Origin of the sequence: Roseovarius nitratireducens, assembly GCF_002925845.1 — a bacterium.
Lineage (GTDB): Bacteria > Pseudomonadota > Alphaproteobacteria > Rhodobacterales > Rhodobacteraceae > Roseovarius > Roseovarius nitratireducens.
Genome location: NZ_PDNI01000031.1, coordinates 19,857 through 35,646, shown reverse-complemented (window position 1 = coordinate 35,646; position 15,790 = coordinate 19,857). Strand labels below are relative to the sequence as shown.

The following is a 15,790-nucleotide window of genomic DNA, read 5'->3' as shown; positions in this document are numbered from 1 at the left end:
CGCCAGACTACACTCAACCTTCTCTCAAGACGAACACTCAAGACGAACACTCACCGAACCGGAGACACGATGAGCCGCGTTTTGCTCGCCGACGATCACGACCTCGTGCGCGACACGCTCGCCGCCTACCTGCGCAGCGAGGGGGGCTTTGACGTGGCCGTGGCCGGCAGGTTCGACGACGCCCTCGCAATGGTGCGCGCGCAGGACGGGTTCGACCTCGTGCTGCTCGATTACCGGATGCCGGGGATGGCGGCGCTCGCCGGTCTCGCGCGGATGCGCGAGCAGGCGGGTTGCCCGGTGGCGATCCTGTCGGGCACCGCCCCGCCCGAGGTGGCGCGGCGCGCGCTGCGCGCGGGCGCGGCGGGCTTCCTGCCCAAGACGCTGGCGCCGCGCGCGCTGATCTCGGCGGTGCGGCGCATCCTCGGGGGCGACACCTTCGCGCCCTGCGATTTCCTGAATTCCGACCGCGACCCCGGTGCCGAGGCCGATATCGCCCTCACCGCGCGCGAACGCGACGTGCTGACCGGTGTCTCGGACGGCAAATCCAACAAGGAAATCGCCCGCGATCTCTCGATCCAGGAGGTGACGGTCAAGCTTCATCTCAAGACGCTGTCGCGCAAACTCGGCGCCCGCAACCGCACCCACGCCGCCATGCTCGCCCGCGACATGGGCCTGGCCTGAGGCGACTGCCCGCCCGCCGCGCGATGTGGCAAACGGTCCGCACGCGGTCAGCGGCCTCTCACGCCCGGTGCGCGCCCTCCGCCAGCCCGCGCACGAACTCCAGCACCTCGGCCACCGGGCGCCCCGCGGCCATCTCGCCCACGATGGCCGAGCCAACCACGCAGCCATCGGCCACCCCGGCGATGGTCTGCGCGGTCTCGGGGCTGCGGATGCCGAAACCCACGATCACCGGCAGATCGGTCTGCGCCTTGATCCGCGCCACCTCGGGGCCGACATCCGTGGCCTCGGCCGCCGCCGCCCCGGTGATCCCGGTGATCGACACGTAATAGACAAACCCGCTGGTATTGGTCAGCACCTTGGGCAGGCGCTTGTCATCGGTGGTGGGCGTCGCCAGCCGGATGAAGTTGAGCCCCGCCTTCGCCGCGGGAATGCACAGCTCGTCATCCTCCTCAGGCGGCAGGTCCACCACGATCAGCCCGTCTATCCCGGCGGCCTTGGCATCGACGAGGAACTTGTCCACGCCGCGATTGTAGATCGGGTTGTAATACCCCATCAGCACGATCGGCGTGGTATCGTCCCCCTCGCGGAACGCACGCGCCATCGCCAGCGTCTTTTCCAGCGTCATGCCCGCCGCCAGCGCCCGCTGTCCGGCAAGCTGAATGGTCGGGCCGTCGGCCATCGGGTCGGTAAAGGGCACGCCCAGCTCGATGATGTCCACGCCCGCGCCCGGCAGCCCCTTCATCACCTCCAGCGAGGTGTCGGCATCCGGGTCGCCCGCCATGATGTAGGACACGAACGCCTTGCGTCCGGCGGCGCGAAGCTCTGCGAATCTGGCGTCGATGCGGGTCATGGAGGCGGCCTCTCAACTGTCACGTTCGCGCGGGTTTGGCGCAATCGGCGGGGAAAATCAATGCCCGGCTTGACCTTGCCCCGCCCGGCCCCGTAGATGCCCCCGACCTAGGATCGAAGGGGGCCGCAGATGGGCTTCAAGATGGGAATCGTCGGCCTGCCCAACGTGGGCAAGTCCACGCTCTTCAACGCGCTCACGCGCACCGCCGCCGCGCAGGCGGCGAATTTTCCGTTCTGCACGATCGAGCCCAACGTGGGCGAGGTCGCGGTCCCCGACCCCCGGCTCGACCGGCTGGCCGGGATCGCCGGGTCGAAACAGACCATCCCCACGCGCATGACCTTCGTCGATATCGCGGGCCTCGTGAAGGGCGCGAGCCGCGGCGAGGGCCTCGGCAACCAGTTCCTCGCCAATATCCGCGAGGTCGATGCCATTGCCCACGTCCTGCGCTGCTTCGAGGACGGTGACGTCACCCATGTCGATGGCCGCGTCGATCCGGTGGCCGATGCCGAGGTGATCGAGACCGAATTGATGCTGGCCGATCTCGATTCCATCGAGAAACGCCGCGCCGGGCTGGTGCGCAAGCTCAAGGGTGGCGACAAGGAGGCCGTGCAGGCCGACCGGCTCCTGGCCGACGCCCAGGCCGCGCTGGAAGAGGGCCACCCCGCCCGCACCGTCGCGGTCGATGCCGAGGACGCCCGCGCGTGGAAGCTGCTCCAACTGCTGACCGCCAAGCCGGTGCTCTACGTCTGCAATGTCGACGAGGGTAGCGCGGCCACGGGCAATGCCCATGCCGCCGCGGTGGCAGAGATGGCCGAGGCGCAAGGCGCGGGCCACGTCGTCATCTCCGCCCAGATCGAAGAAGAGATCGCCCAGCTCGACGCCGAAGAGGCGGAAATGTTCCTCTCCGAGATGGGGCTCGAAGAGGCCGGTCTCGACCGGCTCATAAAGGCGGGCTACGCGCTCCTGCACCTTCAGACCTACTTCACCGTCGGCCCCAAGGAGGCGCGCGCCTGGACCATCCCCGAGGGCACCCCCGCGCCCCGCGCGGCGGGTGTGATCCACGGCGATTTCGAAAAGGGCTTCATCCGCGCCGAGACCATCGCCTACGAGGATTTCATCGCCTGCGGCGGCGAGACCCCGGCGAAAGAGGCCGGCAAGATGCGCGCCGAGGGCAAGGCCTACGTCGTCAAGGATGGCGACGTGCTGCATTTCCTGTTCAATACCTGAACGCACCGCGCGGTGAAACGCGCGAACCGTGCGGTTCGCGCTCTGAACCTACAGTTTCTCCTCGGCCTTGGCCGCGTTCCAGAGCGCGTCCATCTCGGCGAGGTCGCTCTCTTCGGGGCGGCGTCCGTCCTCGGCCAACAGCGCCTCGATGCGGGCAAATCGGCGCGTGAATTTGGCGTTGGCGCGGCGTAGCGCGGTCTCGGGACACAGCTTCATGTGCCGCGCGAGGTTGGCCATGACGAACAGCAGATCGCCGAATTCTTCCTCGACATGGGCTTGGTCGCCGCTCTCGGCAGCTTCATGCAGCTCTTCAACTTCTTCGCGTATCTTGTTGAGAACATGCAATGTTTCCGGCCAATCAAATCCGACCCGCGCGGCCCGTTTCTGCAGCTTCACCGCCCGCAACAGCGCCGGCAGTCCCAGCGCCACCCCGTCGAGCGTGCCGCTTTCGCCTGACGCGGCGCGCTCGGCGGCCTTGACCGCCTCCCAGTCACGGGTTTGCTGCTCGGCGCTCTTGTCGCGGTTTTCTTCCCCGAAAACATGGGGATGGCGGGCGATCATCTTGTCGGAAATGGCGTTCGCCACATCCTCGATATTAAACAGCCCCTTGTCCCGCGCAATCTGTGCATGAAACACCGCCTGCAACAGCAGGTCACCCAGCTCCGCGCGCAAATCCCGCCAGTCGCCCCGCTCGATGGCATCGGCAACTTCATAAGCCTCTTCAATGGTATAGGGGGCAATGCTCGCAAAATCCTGCTCGATATCCCAGGGACAGCCCGTCTCGGGATCGCGCAACCGCGCCATGATCTCGATCAGCCGGGGCATCCCACCATCGGGGTCGTGCAGAAGGGTGTCGTCGGCCATTGCAGCGCCCTTGAAATTGCTGTCTGTTGCCAACGTGACGGGAGACGAAAGGGATGTCCAGACATGGCCGCAATCAATCGCATAGCCGGGTTCGCCGAGGAAATGACCGAATGGCGGCGGCACCTGCACGCCCACCCAGAGCTTGGGCTGGATTGCTTCGAAACCGCGGAATTCGTTGTAGAAAAGCTGCGCGAGTTCGGCGTGGACCGGATCGAAACGGGGGTCGCCCGCTCGGGCGTCGTCGCGGTGATCGAGGGCCGCTCCCCCGGTCGGTCCATCGGCCTGCGCGCCGACATGGACGCGCTCGCGATGGACGACCTGACCGGTGCCGATCACGCCAGCACCGTGCCGGGGCGCGCCCATGCCTGTGGCCATGACGGGCACACGACCATGTTGCTTGGTGCAGCAAAATATCTAGCAGAAACAAGAAATTACGCCGGGCGCGCGGTGCTGTTCTTTCAGCCCGCCGAGGAAGGGCCGGGCGGCGCACAGCTTATGGTTGAGGAAGGCGCGCTCAACCGCCACGAGGTGGCCGAGGTCTATGCCCTCCACACCCTGCCCGGCGCGCCCGAGGGCACGTTCGAGACCACGCCCGGGCCGATTATGGCCGCCGTTGATACCCTCCATGTCCACGTGATCGGGCAGGGCGGGCACGGTGCCATGCCCCACGAGGCGCGCGATCCCATCCCGGCGGCGGTGGCGATTGTTCAGGCAATTCAGACCATTATCACCCGTGACCGCGACCCGCTCGACGACCTGGTGATTTCGGTCACGCAGATCCACGCGGGCAGCGCCGACAACGTCATCCCCGAACGCGCCTATGTCGGCGCGACGATCCGCACCTTTGCCGAGGGCGTCCGGGACATGGCGCACCGCCGCTTGCGAGAGGTGGCCGCGGGCGTGGCGGCGGCGCATGGCGTGCGCGCGGAAGTGGAGATCGCGTCCGGCTATCCGTCCACGATAAACGATCCGCAAACTACGGAATTTGCATCGGAAATCGCGCGGGAAGTGGTTGGAGACGCAGCCGTGATCGCGGATCGCACGCGCGAGATGGGGGCCGAGGATTTTGCCTACATGCTGGCCGAGCGGCCCGGCGCCTATCTGTTTCTCGGGCAGGGCGCGGGGCCAGCACTTCACCACCCGGCCTTCGATTTCAACGACGCGGTGGCCCCCCTCGGCGCCTCGTTCTTCGCGCGGGTGGTGGAACGGGCGCTGCCGCTCGATACCTGAGCCCGAGCGCCGGGACGTGGCGGGGGGCTCAACAGCCCGTGAGGTCACTGCCACAGGCTTGTTGCCGACAGGCTCTGGGAATATGTCTCAAGCGATTGAATCAACCACAGGGATGGGAGAGGCCCCATGCTGACGAGATTGAAACAGGTGGCGCTGGTGCTTGGGATGGCGCTGATCCCGCTGGCGGCGCAGGCGTCGAACGGCCCACTCACGACCCCCGCGGCGCTCGATGACGCTTTGGAAGCCGCCGAGGCACCCGTCGTGCTCGATATCCGCGCGCCGACCGCCTACGAGGCTGGCCATATCCCCGGCGCACGCAACGCACCCTATGGCCTCTTTCGCGGCCCGGCGGAGAATCCGGGCATGCTCGTGACCGAGGCGCATCTGACCGAGGTGCTGCGCAACCTTGGCCTCGAAACCGACACGCCCGTCGTGGTTGTCCATCAGGGCAGCAACCAAACCGATTTCGGATCGGCAGCGCGGGTGTACTGGACGCTGAAATCGTCTGGTTTCAGCGATCTGGCGGTGCTCAACGGTGGCATGAATGCGTGGACGCAGGCCACGGGCGCGGTCGAAACGGGCAGCGCGCCCGAGGTCGCGCCGAGCACGATTACCGTCACCTTCTCCGACGAGTGGCTGGCCACGCGCGCGGATGTGCAGGCCATCGTCGAGGGGCGCGAGGAGGCGACCCTCGTCGATGCCCGCCCCGAGGCGTTCTGGAAAGGCGAGACCAAGCATGGCGCGGCGGCGCGGCCCGGCACCATCCCGCAATCGCAGTATTTCACCCATGACCGCTGGTTCGGCGAGGACCAGCCATCGCTCATCAAGCCGGACCTCGTGCGCCAGTTGGCGGTCGAGAACGGATTTGAACAGGGCGACCGGCTGGTATCGTTCTGCAATACCGGGCACTGGGCGGCGACCAACTGGTTCGCGCTGAGTGAGATCGCCGGGATCGAGGGCGTGCGCCTCTACCCGGAATCGGTGGTTGGCTGGTCCAATGCGGGGCTGGAGATGGCTAATGTGCCGGGCCTTTTCGAGAACCTTCTCAACAAGATCACCGGCAAGTATTGAGGCGCCCGTGACACAGGCCACCGCGCACGCGATCCCGCCTTCCGCGCCCGGCGTCCTGTTGCGCACGGGCGTGCTCGCACTCGTGGCCGTGCTGGTGATGGCGGTGGCGCTGAGTGCCGGGCCGCGCGCGGGTGCAATCCTTGCCATCGGGCTCGGCTTCGGCCTCGCGCTAGAGGGGTTCCGCTTCGGCTTTACCGGCCCGTGGCGGCGGATGATCCTCGAGCGCGACGCCTCTGGGCTTCTGGCGCAACTTCTGGCCATAGGCATCGTTGCCTGCGCGGCGCTGCCGCTTCTCGCTGCGAACGGGGCCGAGCTGAAGGGCGCGCACGCCCCCATCGGATTTGCGATGGTGGGCGGGGCCTTTGTCTTCGGCGCGGCGATGCAGGTGGTGCTGGGCTGCGGTTCGGGCACGCTCGTGAACGCCGGGAGCGGCAATGCCATCGGCGCGGTGGCGCTGCCCTTCTTCGCCATCGGCAGCTTTGCCGGGGCCTATCACCTGAGCTGGTGGACGGCGCTGGGCAGATTGCCAGTGGCCACGCTTGACGGCACCGGTGGGCTCGCGATTACGCTCGCCGGGCTGGCGGGGATCGCGGCGTTGGCGCTTCGTCTGGGCCGCAAGGGCAGCCACCGTCTGCCCGCGCGTTACTGGGGGGCGGCGCTGGCGCTGGCGGTGCTGGCGATCCTGCACCTCGTGGTGGCCGGGCAGCCCTGGGGTGTGGTTTACGGCCTCGGGCTATGGGTGGCCAAGGCAGTGGTGGCCGTGGGCGGCGACCTATCCGGCTCGGTGTTCTGGTCTGCCCCGGCCAATGCCGCGCAAGTCGAGGCGAGCCTCCTGACCGACGTGACCTCGCTCTCCGATCTGGGGCTCATCGGCGGCGCCGCGCTCGTGGCGTGGTGGCGGGCGGGGTTCGCCTCGCCGGTCGGCGTGCTGCCTGCGCGCGCCTGGGTGGCGGTGATCGTCGCGGGGCTGATACTGGGCTACAGTTCGCGGCTCGCGTTCGGCTGTAATGTCGGCGCCTTCTTCAGCGGTATCGCCACCGGCTCGGCGCATGGCTGGGTGTGGTTCATAGCGGCCTTTGCCGGGTCCTGGGTGGGGATCCGGCTGCGGCCCGCGTTGGGACTGGAGGCGCGAAAATGAGGCGGGTGCACGTGGCAATGCTCGTGGGGCTGGGCATTCTGGGTCTCGTCGCCCTGGATCAGGCGCAGTCGGACCCGCTCAACCCTTACACGGCGCCGCCGATGCTTGCGCTCGGCTCAGGGCTGGCCGCCACAGGTGGGCATTGCGCGGCCCCGCCGCCGCCGGTGCGGTAGCGCGGGGGAGGGTGTCGGCCCCAAGTGCGACTCCCGTTTGACGCCCCCTCTCGCTCAACTCCCCAGAAACGAATTGGGGTCGAGGCTCTCGATCCCGTCGCGAACCTCGAAATGCAGCGCCGGGGTGCCCGAGTTGGGCAGTGTGCCGATGGTTTGACCGCGGGTCACTTGATCGCCCTTGTCCACGCTCAACTCTGCAAGGTTGGAATAGACAGTCAGCAGGTTGCCATCGTGGCGGATGACGGCGATGGGGCGGCCGTCACTGTCCTCGATCACTGCCGCCACGGTGCCCGCGCCCGCGGCGCGCACCTCGGCGCCGGGCGCGCCGGCGATGTCGATGCCTTCATTGCGGCCCTTGTCATAGTCACGCACGATCGAGCCGTCGAGCGGTCGGGCGAGACGTGCCTCGTTTCTGTCGGTCTGCGACTGGCTAAGATCGGGCGTGGCCACCGGCTCGGGCGCGGCGGGCTCTTCTTCAGGCAGGGGCTGCGCGGCACTCGGTGGCTCGGGCGTGGGCGAGCCGGCGCCGGGCGCGGTGACGGTGTCCTCTTGCTGCTGCTTGGTTCGCTCCGCGTCACGGGTCCGGGGCCGTGCGTCGGGCGCGGGTACGGGGATCAGCAGGAACTGACCCTCGCGCACGGTGAAGGACGGGCCAAGCCCGTTCCAGTCGGCGAGGCTGCGCACCGGCACGTCGTAGAGTCGGGCAATGGAATAGGCGGTCTCTCCGCGCTCGACCTTGTGGCGTATGGGCTGCGCCCCGTTCTGGCCCGCCTCGCTCTGCGCCGCCGGTTCGAGCGTGCTGGTCGCGATGCCATCGCCGTCGGCGCGTTCTATGGCGCGGTCGGCGAGGGCCGCGATTTCGGTGTCGGGCCGGATCGGACCGCCCTCGGGCTCGGCCACCCGGCGCGGCAACGCCACGATCTCTCCGTCGCGCAGGATGTCGCCGGTCTGGATACCGTTGTAGCGGGCCAATTCGTCGGCATCGGCACCGATCCGTGCGGCGAGCGCGGCCAGAGTATCGCCGCGCCGTGCCACGGCAACCTGGTAGCCGGGATAGGAAATGATGCCTCGCGAATCCGGCTCGGGCCGCGTGGCGGTCGCGGTGCGCGCCGCCTCGGCCGTGCTCGGCGCATTGCCGAAGCCGCCGCGCATGTCGATATCGAGCGGTCCGCTGCACGCCGCGAGCCCTGCCGCCATGCCGATGCCGATCACCACCTGTCGTGGCAAATGTCGCATTTAGATACCCCTTGTCCCTCGTCCTGCCTCTGCGCGGCCGGTTTCAGCCGTCGCGCCCCAGCCCCTCGACCAACGGCACGAAGCGCACCGGGCGTAGCTCGTCATATTCGTACCCGGTCTCGTGCCGGGTCACGCGGATGAGTTTCTGCACCGTGTCCGACTGGCCTACGGGCAGGACCATGATACCGCCGATCTTTAGCTGGGCCAAGAGCGGTCCGGGTGGGTCCTCGGCGGCGGCGGTCACGAGGATGCGGTCGAACGGCGCCTGGTCGGGCAGGCCGAAGCTGCCATCGGCGGTGAGCGCGATGATATTGGCCAGATCGAGCTCCCTGAAGATCGCGGTGGCCTCGTGCACCAGCTGGCGATGGCGGTCCACTGTGTAGACACGGCGCGCAAGCTGGCTGAGGATCGCCGCCTGGTAGCCGCTGCCGGTCCCCACCTCCAATACCTTGTCGCGCGGCGAGAGCCGCAGCGCCTGCGTCATCAGCCCCACTACCGAAGGTTGGCTGATGGTCTGGCCGCAGGCGATCGGCAGCGGCATGTCCTCGTAGGCACGCCCGGTAAAATAGCCCCGCACGAAGCGTCCCCGGTCGACTCGCTCCATCGCCGAGAGCACCCGCGCATCGGTCACCCCGCGGGACCGCAGCGCGAACAGGAACTGCATCTGGCGTTCGGCACTATGATCGGCCTCGTCGCTCATTCGATCGCTTTCAGCGCCTCCAGCGCGTCATGGGCCGTGAGGTCGGCGCGCATCGGCGTGACCGAGACATAGCCCTGCAGGTTCACATCCGCGTCCGAGCCGGGGCTCGTCGGCTCGTGCTGTGGCGCACCCGTCACCCACAGAAAACGTCGCCCCGAAGGTGCCACATGCGGCTGCACACCAAAGCCCATGTCGCGGCGAAAGCCCTGCCGCGCGGCGCGGATGCCCCTGACCTCGGATCCGGGGCAGGGGGGGAAGTTGATGTTGTAGAAGATGCCGTAATCGTCCCGCGTCCACACCCCCTTGTCCAGTAGGCGGCGCAGCACCGGTAGGCCGTGGGTGCGGGCACATTCGAATGGGTCGTCAAGTTCGCGGATTTTTGGCCCGTAATACTGGCTGAGCGCCACCGCCGGCACGCCCTGGAGCGCCGCCTCCATGGCCCCGCCCACGGTGCCGGAATAGACCGCGTTCTCGGCGGCGTTGTTGCCGCGATTGACGCCCGAGAGCACGAGATCGGGGCGGGCATCCTTCATCACGTCGTGCAGCCCCGCGAGCACGCAATCGGCGGGGCTGCCCTCGGCGGCAAACCGGCGCTCGGCCATCTGCGAGATCATCATGGGCCGCGTGTAGGAGATGCAGTGCCCGACACCCGACTGCTCGAACGCCGGGGCCACGGTCCAGACCTCGCCCCCGTCCCCGGCGAGCGCGGTGGCAATCTCTTCCAGCACGGCTAGCCCGGGCGCGTTGATGCCGTCGTCGTTGGTAATAAGAATGCGCATGTCGCCCGCCCTGTCCCCTGCTTGCCCTGTTCTGCGGCCTGTCTAACGCCTGCGCCGCGCGGCAACAAGCGGGCAGCGATGCTCAGCCGAGCGATGCCAGCAGGCGCGCCGCCTCGTCCCGGGGATGGGCGAGCGTCTCGCGGTCCTCGCCGGGGAAAAAGCGCGCGCGCGTCGCCGTGGCCATCGGTGCGGGCGCGAGGATATGCACGCGGGGGCCGGTCCGGGCAGTTTCGGCCTGCCAGCTTCGGGCGAGCGCAATCTGCGCCGCCTTGGTCGCCCCGTAGGCACCGAAGAATTTCTCGCCCGCGCGCGGATCGTCGAGGAACACCGCCTGTCCCTCGAGGCCCAAAAGTGGCGCGACATAGGGGATGAGAACGCCCGTGGCGCTGACATTGGTGGCGATGGAGCGCTCGAGGTCGCGCGCATCTACATGGTCGGCGGGGCTGAGGGGTGCTGCGTGAACGGCGGTGTGTATCCAAAGTGCCAACCGTCCCCAGCGGTCGTGGATCGAGCGGCAAAGCTGTGCCATCGCGTCGCGCGTGGTGATGTCCATGGGTGCGAGCGTGGCCTGTCCGCCCGCAGCGCGGATACGTTCGTCGAGTTCCTCGAGCCCGCCCACGGTGCGCGCCACGGCAACCACGTGATGGGTGGGGGCAAGCGCCTCGGCCATCGCGGCCCCAAGGCCCCGGGACGCGCCGGTGACGAGGGCGATCGGGAAATCATGCAGGTCTGTCATGAAAGCCAAATCCCACTCTCGCGTGATCGGATCAAGGACAATCGCTTGACTTTTGTCGCAGTGCGGCGAAAAAGTCGGTCCGGGACGGAAACAGGAGGGACGCGTGATGCGCGCACAAACACTGACACAGGCCGTGATCGGCCACGAGGGCCTTGTACGCAAGGCGGGTCTGGTTCTGGGAGGATCGCTCTTCATCGCGCTGGCGGCGCAAGTGAGCGTGCCGTTCTTTCCGGTGCCGCTGACTCTCCAGACACTGGCGATCCTGGTCGTCGGGCTGACCTTCGGCTCGCGGCTCGGGGCGGCGGCGCTGCTGGCCTATCTCGCCGAGGGGGCGATGGGGCTGCCGGTCTTTGCGAACGGCATGAACGGTGCGGCGCTGGTCGGGCCGACCGCCGGGTTCCTCTATGGCTTTGTCGGTATGGCGTGGCTTGCTGGCCTCGCGGTCGAGCGCGGGCTCGCGCGCGGGGTGGTGAGCACCGCGATTTGCGGCGTCGCGATCTCGGCGCTGCTCTACGTGCCCGGGCTCGCCTGGCCTGCCGCGGTGATGGGCAAGACCATGCCGGAACTGTGGACCTACTGGATGAGCCCATTCCTGCTGGGTGACGCGGTCAAGGCCGTGCTCGCGGCGATGGTCGTCTGGGGCGGCTGGAAGGCGCTGTCGGCGCGCGGCTGAGCCAGCCGACACAACCGATACTCAGGCCGCGCCCGGGCAACCGGGGGCGGCCTTTTCATTTGGCCTCATGAAGGCGGGCGAGGGCCGCCTCGCACAGCCCAAGCTCCAGCCACTGGCAACCGTCACAGAGCTTGCCCAGATCGCCGGGGGCGACTGCACCCCTGATGCGCTCCTGCGCCTCGCCCCATGTCAGCCGCGCACCTGCGCGCAGCCCGAGCGCCGCCGCGTGACGCGCGTCGAGCGCTGCGATCTTCTCCTGGCTGACACAGAGCGTGCCGCGTCGCTTGGGGCAGGGGGTGCATATATCATCCGCCGCGCCCGCCACCTCGATCACCGTCTCGTCGCCACCCGGCGCGCGCAACCCGTCGCGCACGATTCGCGTCATGTTGGCGGTGAACGCGTCGGAATAGCCCGCGCCGGCAAAGCCGAGGGCACAGAGAAAGTGGTGCGGACGAAAGCATAGGACAGGCGGTGTCATGCCCGTTTTTCTGCGCGACGAAGGACAGGACGTCAAATCCCGGGCAGGGCGAGGCGCTCGGTCGTGCGCCCGCGGGCGAGAATCAGCACCCCGTCGCCGATCGCCGCCACGGTGCCCCCGTCAACGCGGTCGCCGCTGGTCACGGTCTCGACGCGCCCACCGACGCGCATCAGGGCCCGCGCGCTGCCGGGGCCGTGCATCGTGCCCAGAAGGATCAGACGCTCATTGGGCAACGCGCTCTTTTGCGTGGCCGCGGCGAGGGTTGCTGCGGGGCTTTCTGTCTGGTCTGTCATGATGGTCCTGTGATCCGTCTACGGACCCGCGCCCTACGCCTGTCGACACGCGGGCGAAAGCGGAATTCTGCGCTGCGGCAAAATTCCGCCTGCTGGGAGGGCCTATTCGGCGGCCTTCAGCTCAAAGCCCTTCTCGATCATGTCCGTTGGTGCCACCGGGTAGTCGCCCGAGAAGCAGGCATCGCAGTATTGCGGACATGCGGCGTCGCGCCCACCCGCCTCGCCGACGGCGCGGTAGAGCCCGTCGAGTGAGATGAAGCGGATGCTGTCCACGTTGAGATGCTCGCGCATCTCGTCCTCGGACATGGTCGCGGCCAGCAATTTCTCGCGCTGCGGCGTGTCCACGCCATAGAAACACGGCCATGCCGTGGGCGGGCTGGCGATACGGAAATGCACCTCGGCTGCCCCGGCATCAAGGATCATTTCCTTGATCTTGCGGCTGGTGGTGCCGCGCACGACGCTGTCATCGACGAGGATCACCCGCTTGCCCTCGATGAGTGCGCGGTTGACGTTAAGCTTGAGGCGCACACCCATGTTGCGGATCTGCTCGGTCGGCTCGATGAAGGTGCGGCCCATATACTGGTTGCGAATGATCCCCATCGCAAAGGGAATACCCGATTCCTGGCTGTAGCCGATGGCCGCAGGCGTGCCGCTATCGGGCACCGGGCAGACGAGATCGGCATCCACGGGGGCCTCGCGCGCCAATTCCACCCCGATCTGGTGGCGGGTCTCGTAGACCGAGCGACCGCCGATGATCGAGTCGGGGCGTGAGAAATAGACATGCTCGAACACGCAGAACCGCGGTTTCTGGCGACGGAAGGGGAAATGGCTCTCGACCTCGCCGGTTGCGGAGATGACAACCATCTCGCCCGGCGCGATCTCGCGCACAAAGCGCGCGCCGATGATGTCGAGCGCGCAGGTCTCGGAACTGAGTACCCAGCCTTCGCCCAACTGGCCCAGCACCAGCGGGCGAACGCCCAGCGGGTCGCGCACGCCCATGAGCTTGGAGCGGGTCATCGCCACCACCGAGAACGCCCCCTCGACCCGGCGAAGCGCATCCTCCATCCGCTCGGGGATATTGCGTTGCAGCGAGCGGGCCATCAGATGGATGATGCATTCGCTGTCCGAGCCGGATTGGAAGATAGAGCCACGCTCGATCAGCTCGCGGCGCAGCGCGTCGGCATTGGTGATGTTGCCATTATGAGCAATCGCCGCGCCACCCATCGAGAATTCGCCGAAAAAGGGTTGTACGTCGCGGATTGCCGCGCCTTTGGAACCGGCGGTGGAATAACGCACATGGCCGATGGCCAGCGGCCCCGGCAGTGCCTCCATGAGCGACTGGCGGGTGAAATTGTCGCGCACATAGCCGAAGCGACGAACCGAGTTGAAGCCAAGCTCTGGGTCGTGGCTGACGATGCCTCCCGCCTCCTGACCGCGGTGTTGCAATGCGTGCAACCCGAGCGCCACGAAGTTCGCGGCGTCAGTCAGGCCGATTACGCCGTAAACCCCGCATTCTTCGCGCAGCTTGTCGTCGTCGAACGGGTGGGCGGGAGGCATAGGTGCGGACGTGGACAAGGGCAGCTCCGAATCCGTGGATGTCGCTTGGCCCACCTCATACGCGGTTGGCAGGGTCATGTCACGAAACTATCACGAAAGAATCCCGATCGGCGCGCGGTCGAAGCGGCGTAGCTCGTTTCAGGGCGCGTCGCAATTGCCGACGAGCTGCTCGTACTGCGTGGTGATCCATCCCAGCGCCTGCTCGGGCTTTTGCGCGGCCACGGTATCGGTCAGTTGCGAGAACACCTGCGCCGATCGACTGTTGTCGATGATGGCGATGGATTGGGAGGAAATCACGGTCTCGTATACGAAATAGGCGATGGCGATGAGCAGCACCCCGCGCGCCACACCAAAGACGAAGCCCACCCCCTGATCGAGGCCGCCGAGCACTGAACGCTGCACCAGCGAGGAAAACAGCGGCGTGATGAGCGATGCGATGATGAGCGCCAAGGCAAAGACCACGGCAAACGCACCGATCATCGACAATTCGCAACTGTCGGCGATGAACTCGCCCACAACCGGCACTTCCTTGACCAGCGGTTCCACCTGCGGCGCAAAGACGAAGGCAACGATCCCCGCCGCCACCCAGCCCGCGATGGCCAGTGCTTCGCGCACGAAACCCCGCGAATAGGCAAGAAGCGCCGAGAGCACGATAAAGAGGGCAACGACCCCGTCGATGATGGTAAAACCGTCCATGCCTCGTCCTGTTCCTGCTGGCGCCTACCCTGCGCCGAAAACATCACCCACGAACGCGGTCAGATCACCCATCCGGGTCAGGCTGAGGCCGCTCTGTCCGCCGGTCTTGTCGTCCGACGGAAGGATTGCAGACGTGAAACCAAGTTTTCGCGCCTCTTTCAACCTGTTTTCGGTCTGGCCCACCGGGCGCAGCGCACCCGAGAGGCTTATTTCGCCGAATATTACCGTCTCGGGCGGCAGGGCCACATCCTCGCGCGCGCTGAGTAACGCGGCGGCGACAGCGAGATCGGCGGCTGGCTCGGTGATGCGCAAGCCCCCCGCCACGTTGAGATAGACATCGAGCCCGGCAAACGGGATGGCGCAGCGCGCCTCAAGCACGGCGAGTACCATGGCAAGCCGGGCGCCGTCCCATCCCACCACCGCGCGGCGGGGTTGGGCGTGGGGCGTGGGGGCCACCAGCGCCTGCACCTCGACCAGCAGGGGCCGCGTGCCCTCGATCCCGGCGAACACCACCGAGCCGGGGGCCGGCGCGCCGCGCCCGGCGAGAAACAGCGCCGAGGGGTTGGCGACCTCGGCAAGCCCCGCGCCCGTCATCTCGAACACGCCGATCTCGTCGGCGGGGCCGAAGCGGTTCTTGACCGAGCGCAGGATACGGAACTGATGCCCGCGCTCGCCCTCGAAATACAGCACGCAATCCACCATATGCTCGACCACGCGGGGGCCCGCGATCTGGCCGTCCTTGGTGACGTGGCCGACGAGGATGACACTCGCGCCCCGCCGCTTGGCAAAGCTCGTAAGCTCATGCGCGGCGGCGCGCACCTGCGCGACGCTGCCGGGGGCCGACTCGATCGTGTCCGACCACATGGTCTGGATCGAATCGATGATCACGAGATCGGGACGCTCGGTGTCGAGCGTGGTGAGAATGTCGCGCAGGCTCGTTGCGGCGGCGAGCCGCACCGGCGCACTTTCAAGCCCCAACCGCTGGGCGCGCATCCGCACCTGTGCGCTGGCCTCCTCGCCCGAGACGTAGAGCGTCGATAGCCCCGCGCAGGCAAAGCGCGCGGCGGCCTGCAACAGCAGCGTGGACTTGCCGATACCGGGATCGCCGCCGACCAGCACCGCGCTCGACGGCACAAGGCCCCCGCCCAGCACGCGGTCGAGCTCGGCCATCCCCGAGCAGGTGCGCGGCGGCGGGGCCTCCTCTGTTGCCAGATCGCTGAGCGCGAGCGCCGCACCGCGCCGCGCCCCGAGGCTCCGGCCTGCCGGCCCCGCCGACAGGGGTGACTCCTCGGCAATGGAGTTCCACGCGCCGCAGGCATCGCAGCGCCCCGACCAGCGTGCGTGGCTCGCGCCACAGGCCGTGCAGGTGAATGTGGTGGAAGGTTTGGCCATGCACGATCACATGCCC

Annotated in this window: 18 protein-coding genes; 7 read left to right on the top strand and 11 right to left on the bottom strand. The window is 67.6% G+C overall.

The features are described from left to right. Positions 1-69: 69 nt before the first annotated feature. Positions 70-681, top strand: coding sequence for a response regulator transcription factor (locus CRJ03_RS06200; RefSeq protein ID WP_104018036.1), 612 nt, complete (start codon positions 70-72; stop codon positions 679-681). Positions 682-739: 58 nt separating this feature from the next. Here the strand turns inward: CRJ03_RS06200 and trpA are convergent, their stop codons facing one another. After that, complete coding sequence (gene trpA / locus CRJ03_RS06195) at positions 740-1,531, bottom strand: tryptophan synthase subunit alpha (protein ID WP_104018035.1); 792 nt, start codon at positions 1,529-1,531, stop codon at positions 740-742. 129 nt (positions 1,532-1,660) lie between these two features. On the opposite strand from trpA, the gene ychF reads away from it, so the two are divergent. Further along, positions 1,661-2,758, top strand: coding sequence for a redox-regulated ATPase YchF (gene ychF / locus CRJ03_RS06190; RefSeq protein WP_104018034.1), 1,098 nt, complete (start codon positions 1,661-1,663; stop codon positions 2,756-2,758). A 48-nt stretch (positions 2,759-2,806) separates the two neighbouring features. On the opposite strand, the gene mazG is transcribed toward ychF, so the two are convergent. Next, the gene (gene mazG, locus CRJ03_RS06185) at positions 2,807-3,622 is read right to left on the bottom strand and encodes a nucleoside triphosphate pyrophosphohydrolase (RefSeq protein ID WP_104018033.1); all 816 of its coding nucleotides are present in this window, start codon (positions 3,620-3,622) and stop codon (positions 2,807-2,809) included. 63 nt (positions 3,623-3,685) lie between these two features. On the opposite strand from mazG, the gene CRJ03_RS06180 reads away from it, so the two are divergent. From CRJ03_RS06180 to CRJ03_RS19825, 4 genes are all read left to right on the top strand, one after another. Further along, positions 3,686-4,852: an amidohydrolase gene (locus tag CRJ03_RS06180; protein WP_104018032.1), complete on the top strand. Its 1,167-nt coding sequence runs from the start codon at positions 3,686-3,688 to the stop codon at positions 4,850-4,852. 126 nt (positions 4,853-4,978) lie between these two features. Beyond that, positions 4,979-5,923 (top strand): sulfurtransferase, encoded by a 945-nt coding sequence (locus CRJ03_RS06175; RefSeq protein WP_104018031.1) that lies wholly within the window; start codon positions 4,979-4,981, stop codon positions 5,921-5,923. A gap of 7 nt (positions 5,924-5,930) precedes the next feature. Continuing rightward, the gene (locus CRJ03_RS06170) at positions 5,931-7,061 is read left to right on the top strand and encodes a YeeE/YedE thiosulfate transporter family protein (RefSeq protein ID WP_165375262.1); all 1,131 of its coding nucleotides are present in this window, start codon (positions 5,931-5,933) and stop codon (positions 7,059-7,061) included. Further along, positions 7,058-7,234 carry a hypothetical protein gene (locus CRJ03_RS19825; RefSeq protein ID WP_165375261.1) on the top strand — a complete coding sequence of 59 codons (177 nt, stop codon included), beginning with the start codon at positions 7,058-7,060 and terminating at the stop codon, positions 7,232-7,234. Before CRJ03_RS06170 ends, CRJ03_RS19825 begins: the two co-directional genes overlap by 4 nt. Before the next feature lie 54 nt (positions 7,235-7,288). Here CRJ03_RS19825 and CRJ03_RS06165 read toward each other — a convergent pair whose 3' ends face one another. The 4 genes from CRJ03_RS06165 to CRJ03_RS06150 form a co-directional block, all read right to left on the bottom strand. Continuing rightward, the gene (locus CRJ03_RS06165) at positions 7,289-8,470 is read right to left on the bottom strand and encodes a LysM peptidoglycan-binding domain-containing M23 family metallopeptidase (RefSeq protein WP_104018029.1); all 1,182 of its coding nucleotides are present in this window, start codon (positions 8,468-8,470) and stop codon (positions 7,289-7,291) included. A gap of 43 nt (positions 8,471-8,513) precedes the next feature. Then, entirely contained in the window at positions 8,514-9,170 is a 657-nt protein-coding gene (locus tag CRJ03_RS06160; RefSeq protein WP_104018028.1) for a protein-L-isoaspartate(D-aspartate) O-methyltransferase, read from the bottom strand. Then, positions 9,167-9,949: a 5'/3'-nucleotidase SurE gene (gene surE / locus CRJ03_RS06155; RefSeq protein ID WP_104018027.1), complete on the bottom strand. Its 783-nt coding sequence runs from the start codon at positions 9,947-9,949 to the stop codon at positions 9,167-9,169. The genes CRJ03_RS06160 and surE overlap by 4 nt, the downstream gene beginning before the upstream one ends. Positions 9,950-10,031: 82 nt before the next feature. Beyond that, entirely contained in the window at positions 10,032-10,685 is a 654-nt protein-coding gene (locus tag CRJ03_RS06150; protein ID WP_104018026.1) for an SDR family NAD(P)-dependent oxidoreductase, read from the bottom strand. Positions 10,686-10,791: 106 nt separating this feature from the next. Between CRJ03_RS06150 and CRJ03_RS06145 the strand changes: the two genes are divergently transcribed. Next, on the top strand, positions 10,792-11,358 hold the full coding sequence (locus CRJ03_RS06145) for a biotin transporter BioY (protein ID WP_104018025.1): 567 nt from the start codon (positions 10,792-10,794) through the stop codon (positions 11,356-11,358). Positions 11,359-11,413: 55 nt separating this feature from the next. Here CRJ03_RS06145 and CRJ03_RS06140 read toward each other — a convergent pair whose 3' ends face one another. The 5 genes from CRJ03_RS06140 to radA form a co-directional block, all read right to left on the bottom strand. Beyond that, positions 11,414-11,836, bottom strand: coding sequence for a DUF1284 domain-containing protein (locus tag CRJ03_RS06140; RefSeq protein WP_104018024.1), 423 nt, complete (start codon positions 11,834-11,836; stop codon positions 11,414-11,416). A gap of 32 nt (positions 11,837-11,868) precedes the next feature. Continuing rightward, positions 11,869-12,129: a hypothetical protein gene (locus CRJ03_RS06135; RefSeq protein WP_104018023.1), complete on the bottom strand. Its 261-nt coding sequence runs from the start codon at positions 12,127-12,129 to the stop codon at positions 11,869-11,871. 102 nt (positions 12,130-12,231) lie between these two features. Next, entirely contained in the window at positions 12,232-13,686 is a 1,455-nt protein-coding gene (gene purF / locus CRJ03_RS06130) for an amidophosphoribosyltransferase (RefSeq protein ID WP_104018022.1), read from the bottom strand. 138 nt (positions 13,687-13,824) lie between these two features. Next, on the bottom strand, positions 13,825-14,382 hold the full coding sequence (locus CRJ03_RS06125) for a CvpA family protein (RefSeq protein ID WP_104018021.1): 558 nt from the start codon (positions 14,380-14,382) through the stop codon (positions 13,825-13,827). Positions 14,383-14,406: 24 nt separating this feature from the next. After that, positions 14,407-15,774 (bottom strand): DNA repair protein RadA, encoded by a 1,368-nt coding sequence (radA, locus tag CRJ03_RS06120; RefSeq protein WP_104018020.1) that lies wholly within the window; start codon positions 15,772-15,774, stop codon positions 14,407-14,409. Between the last annotated feature and the right edge of the window lie 16 nt (positions 15,775-15,790).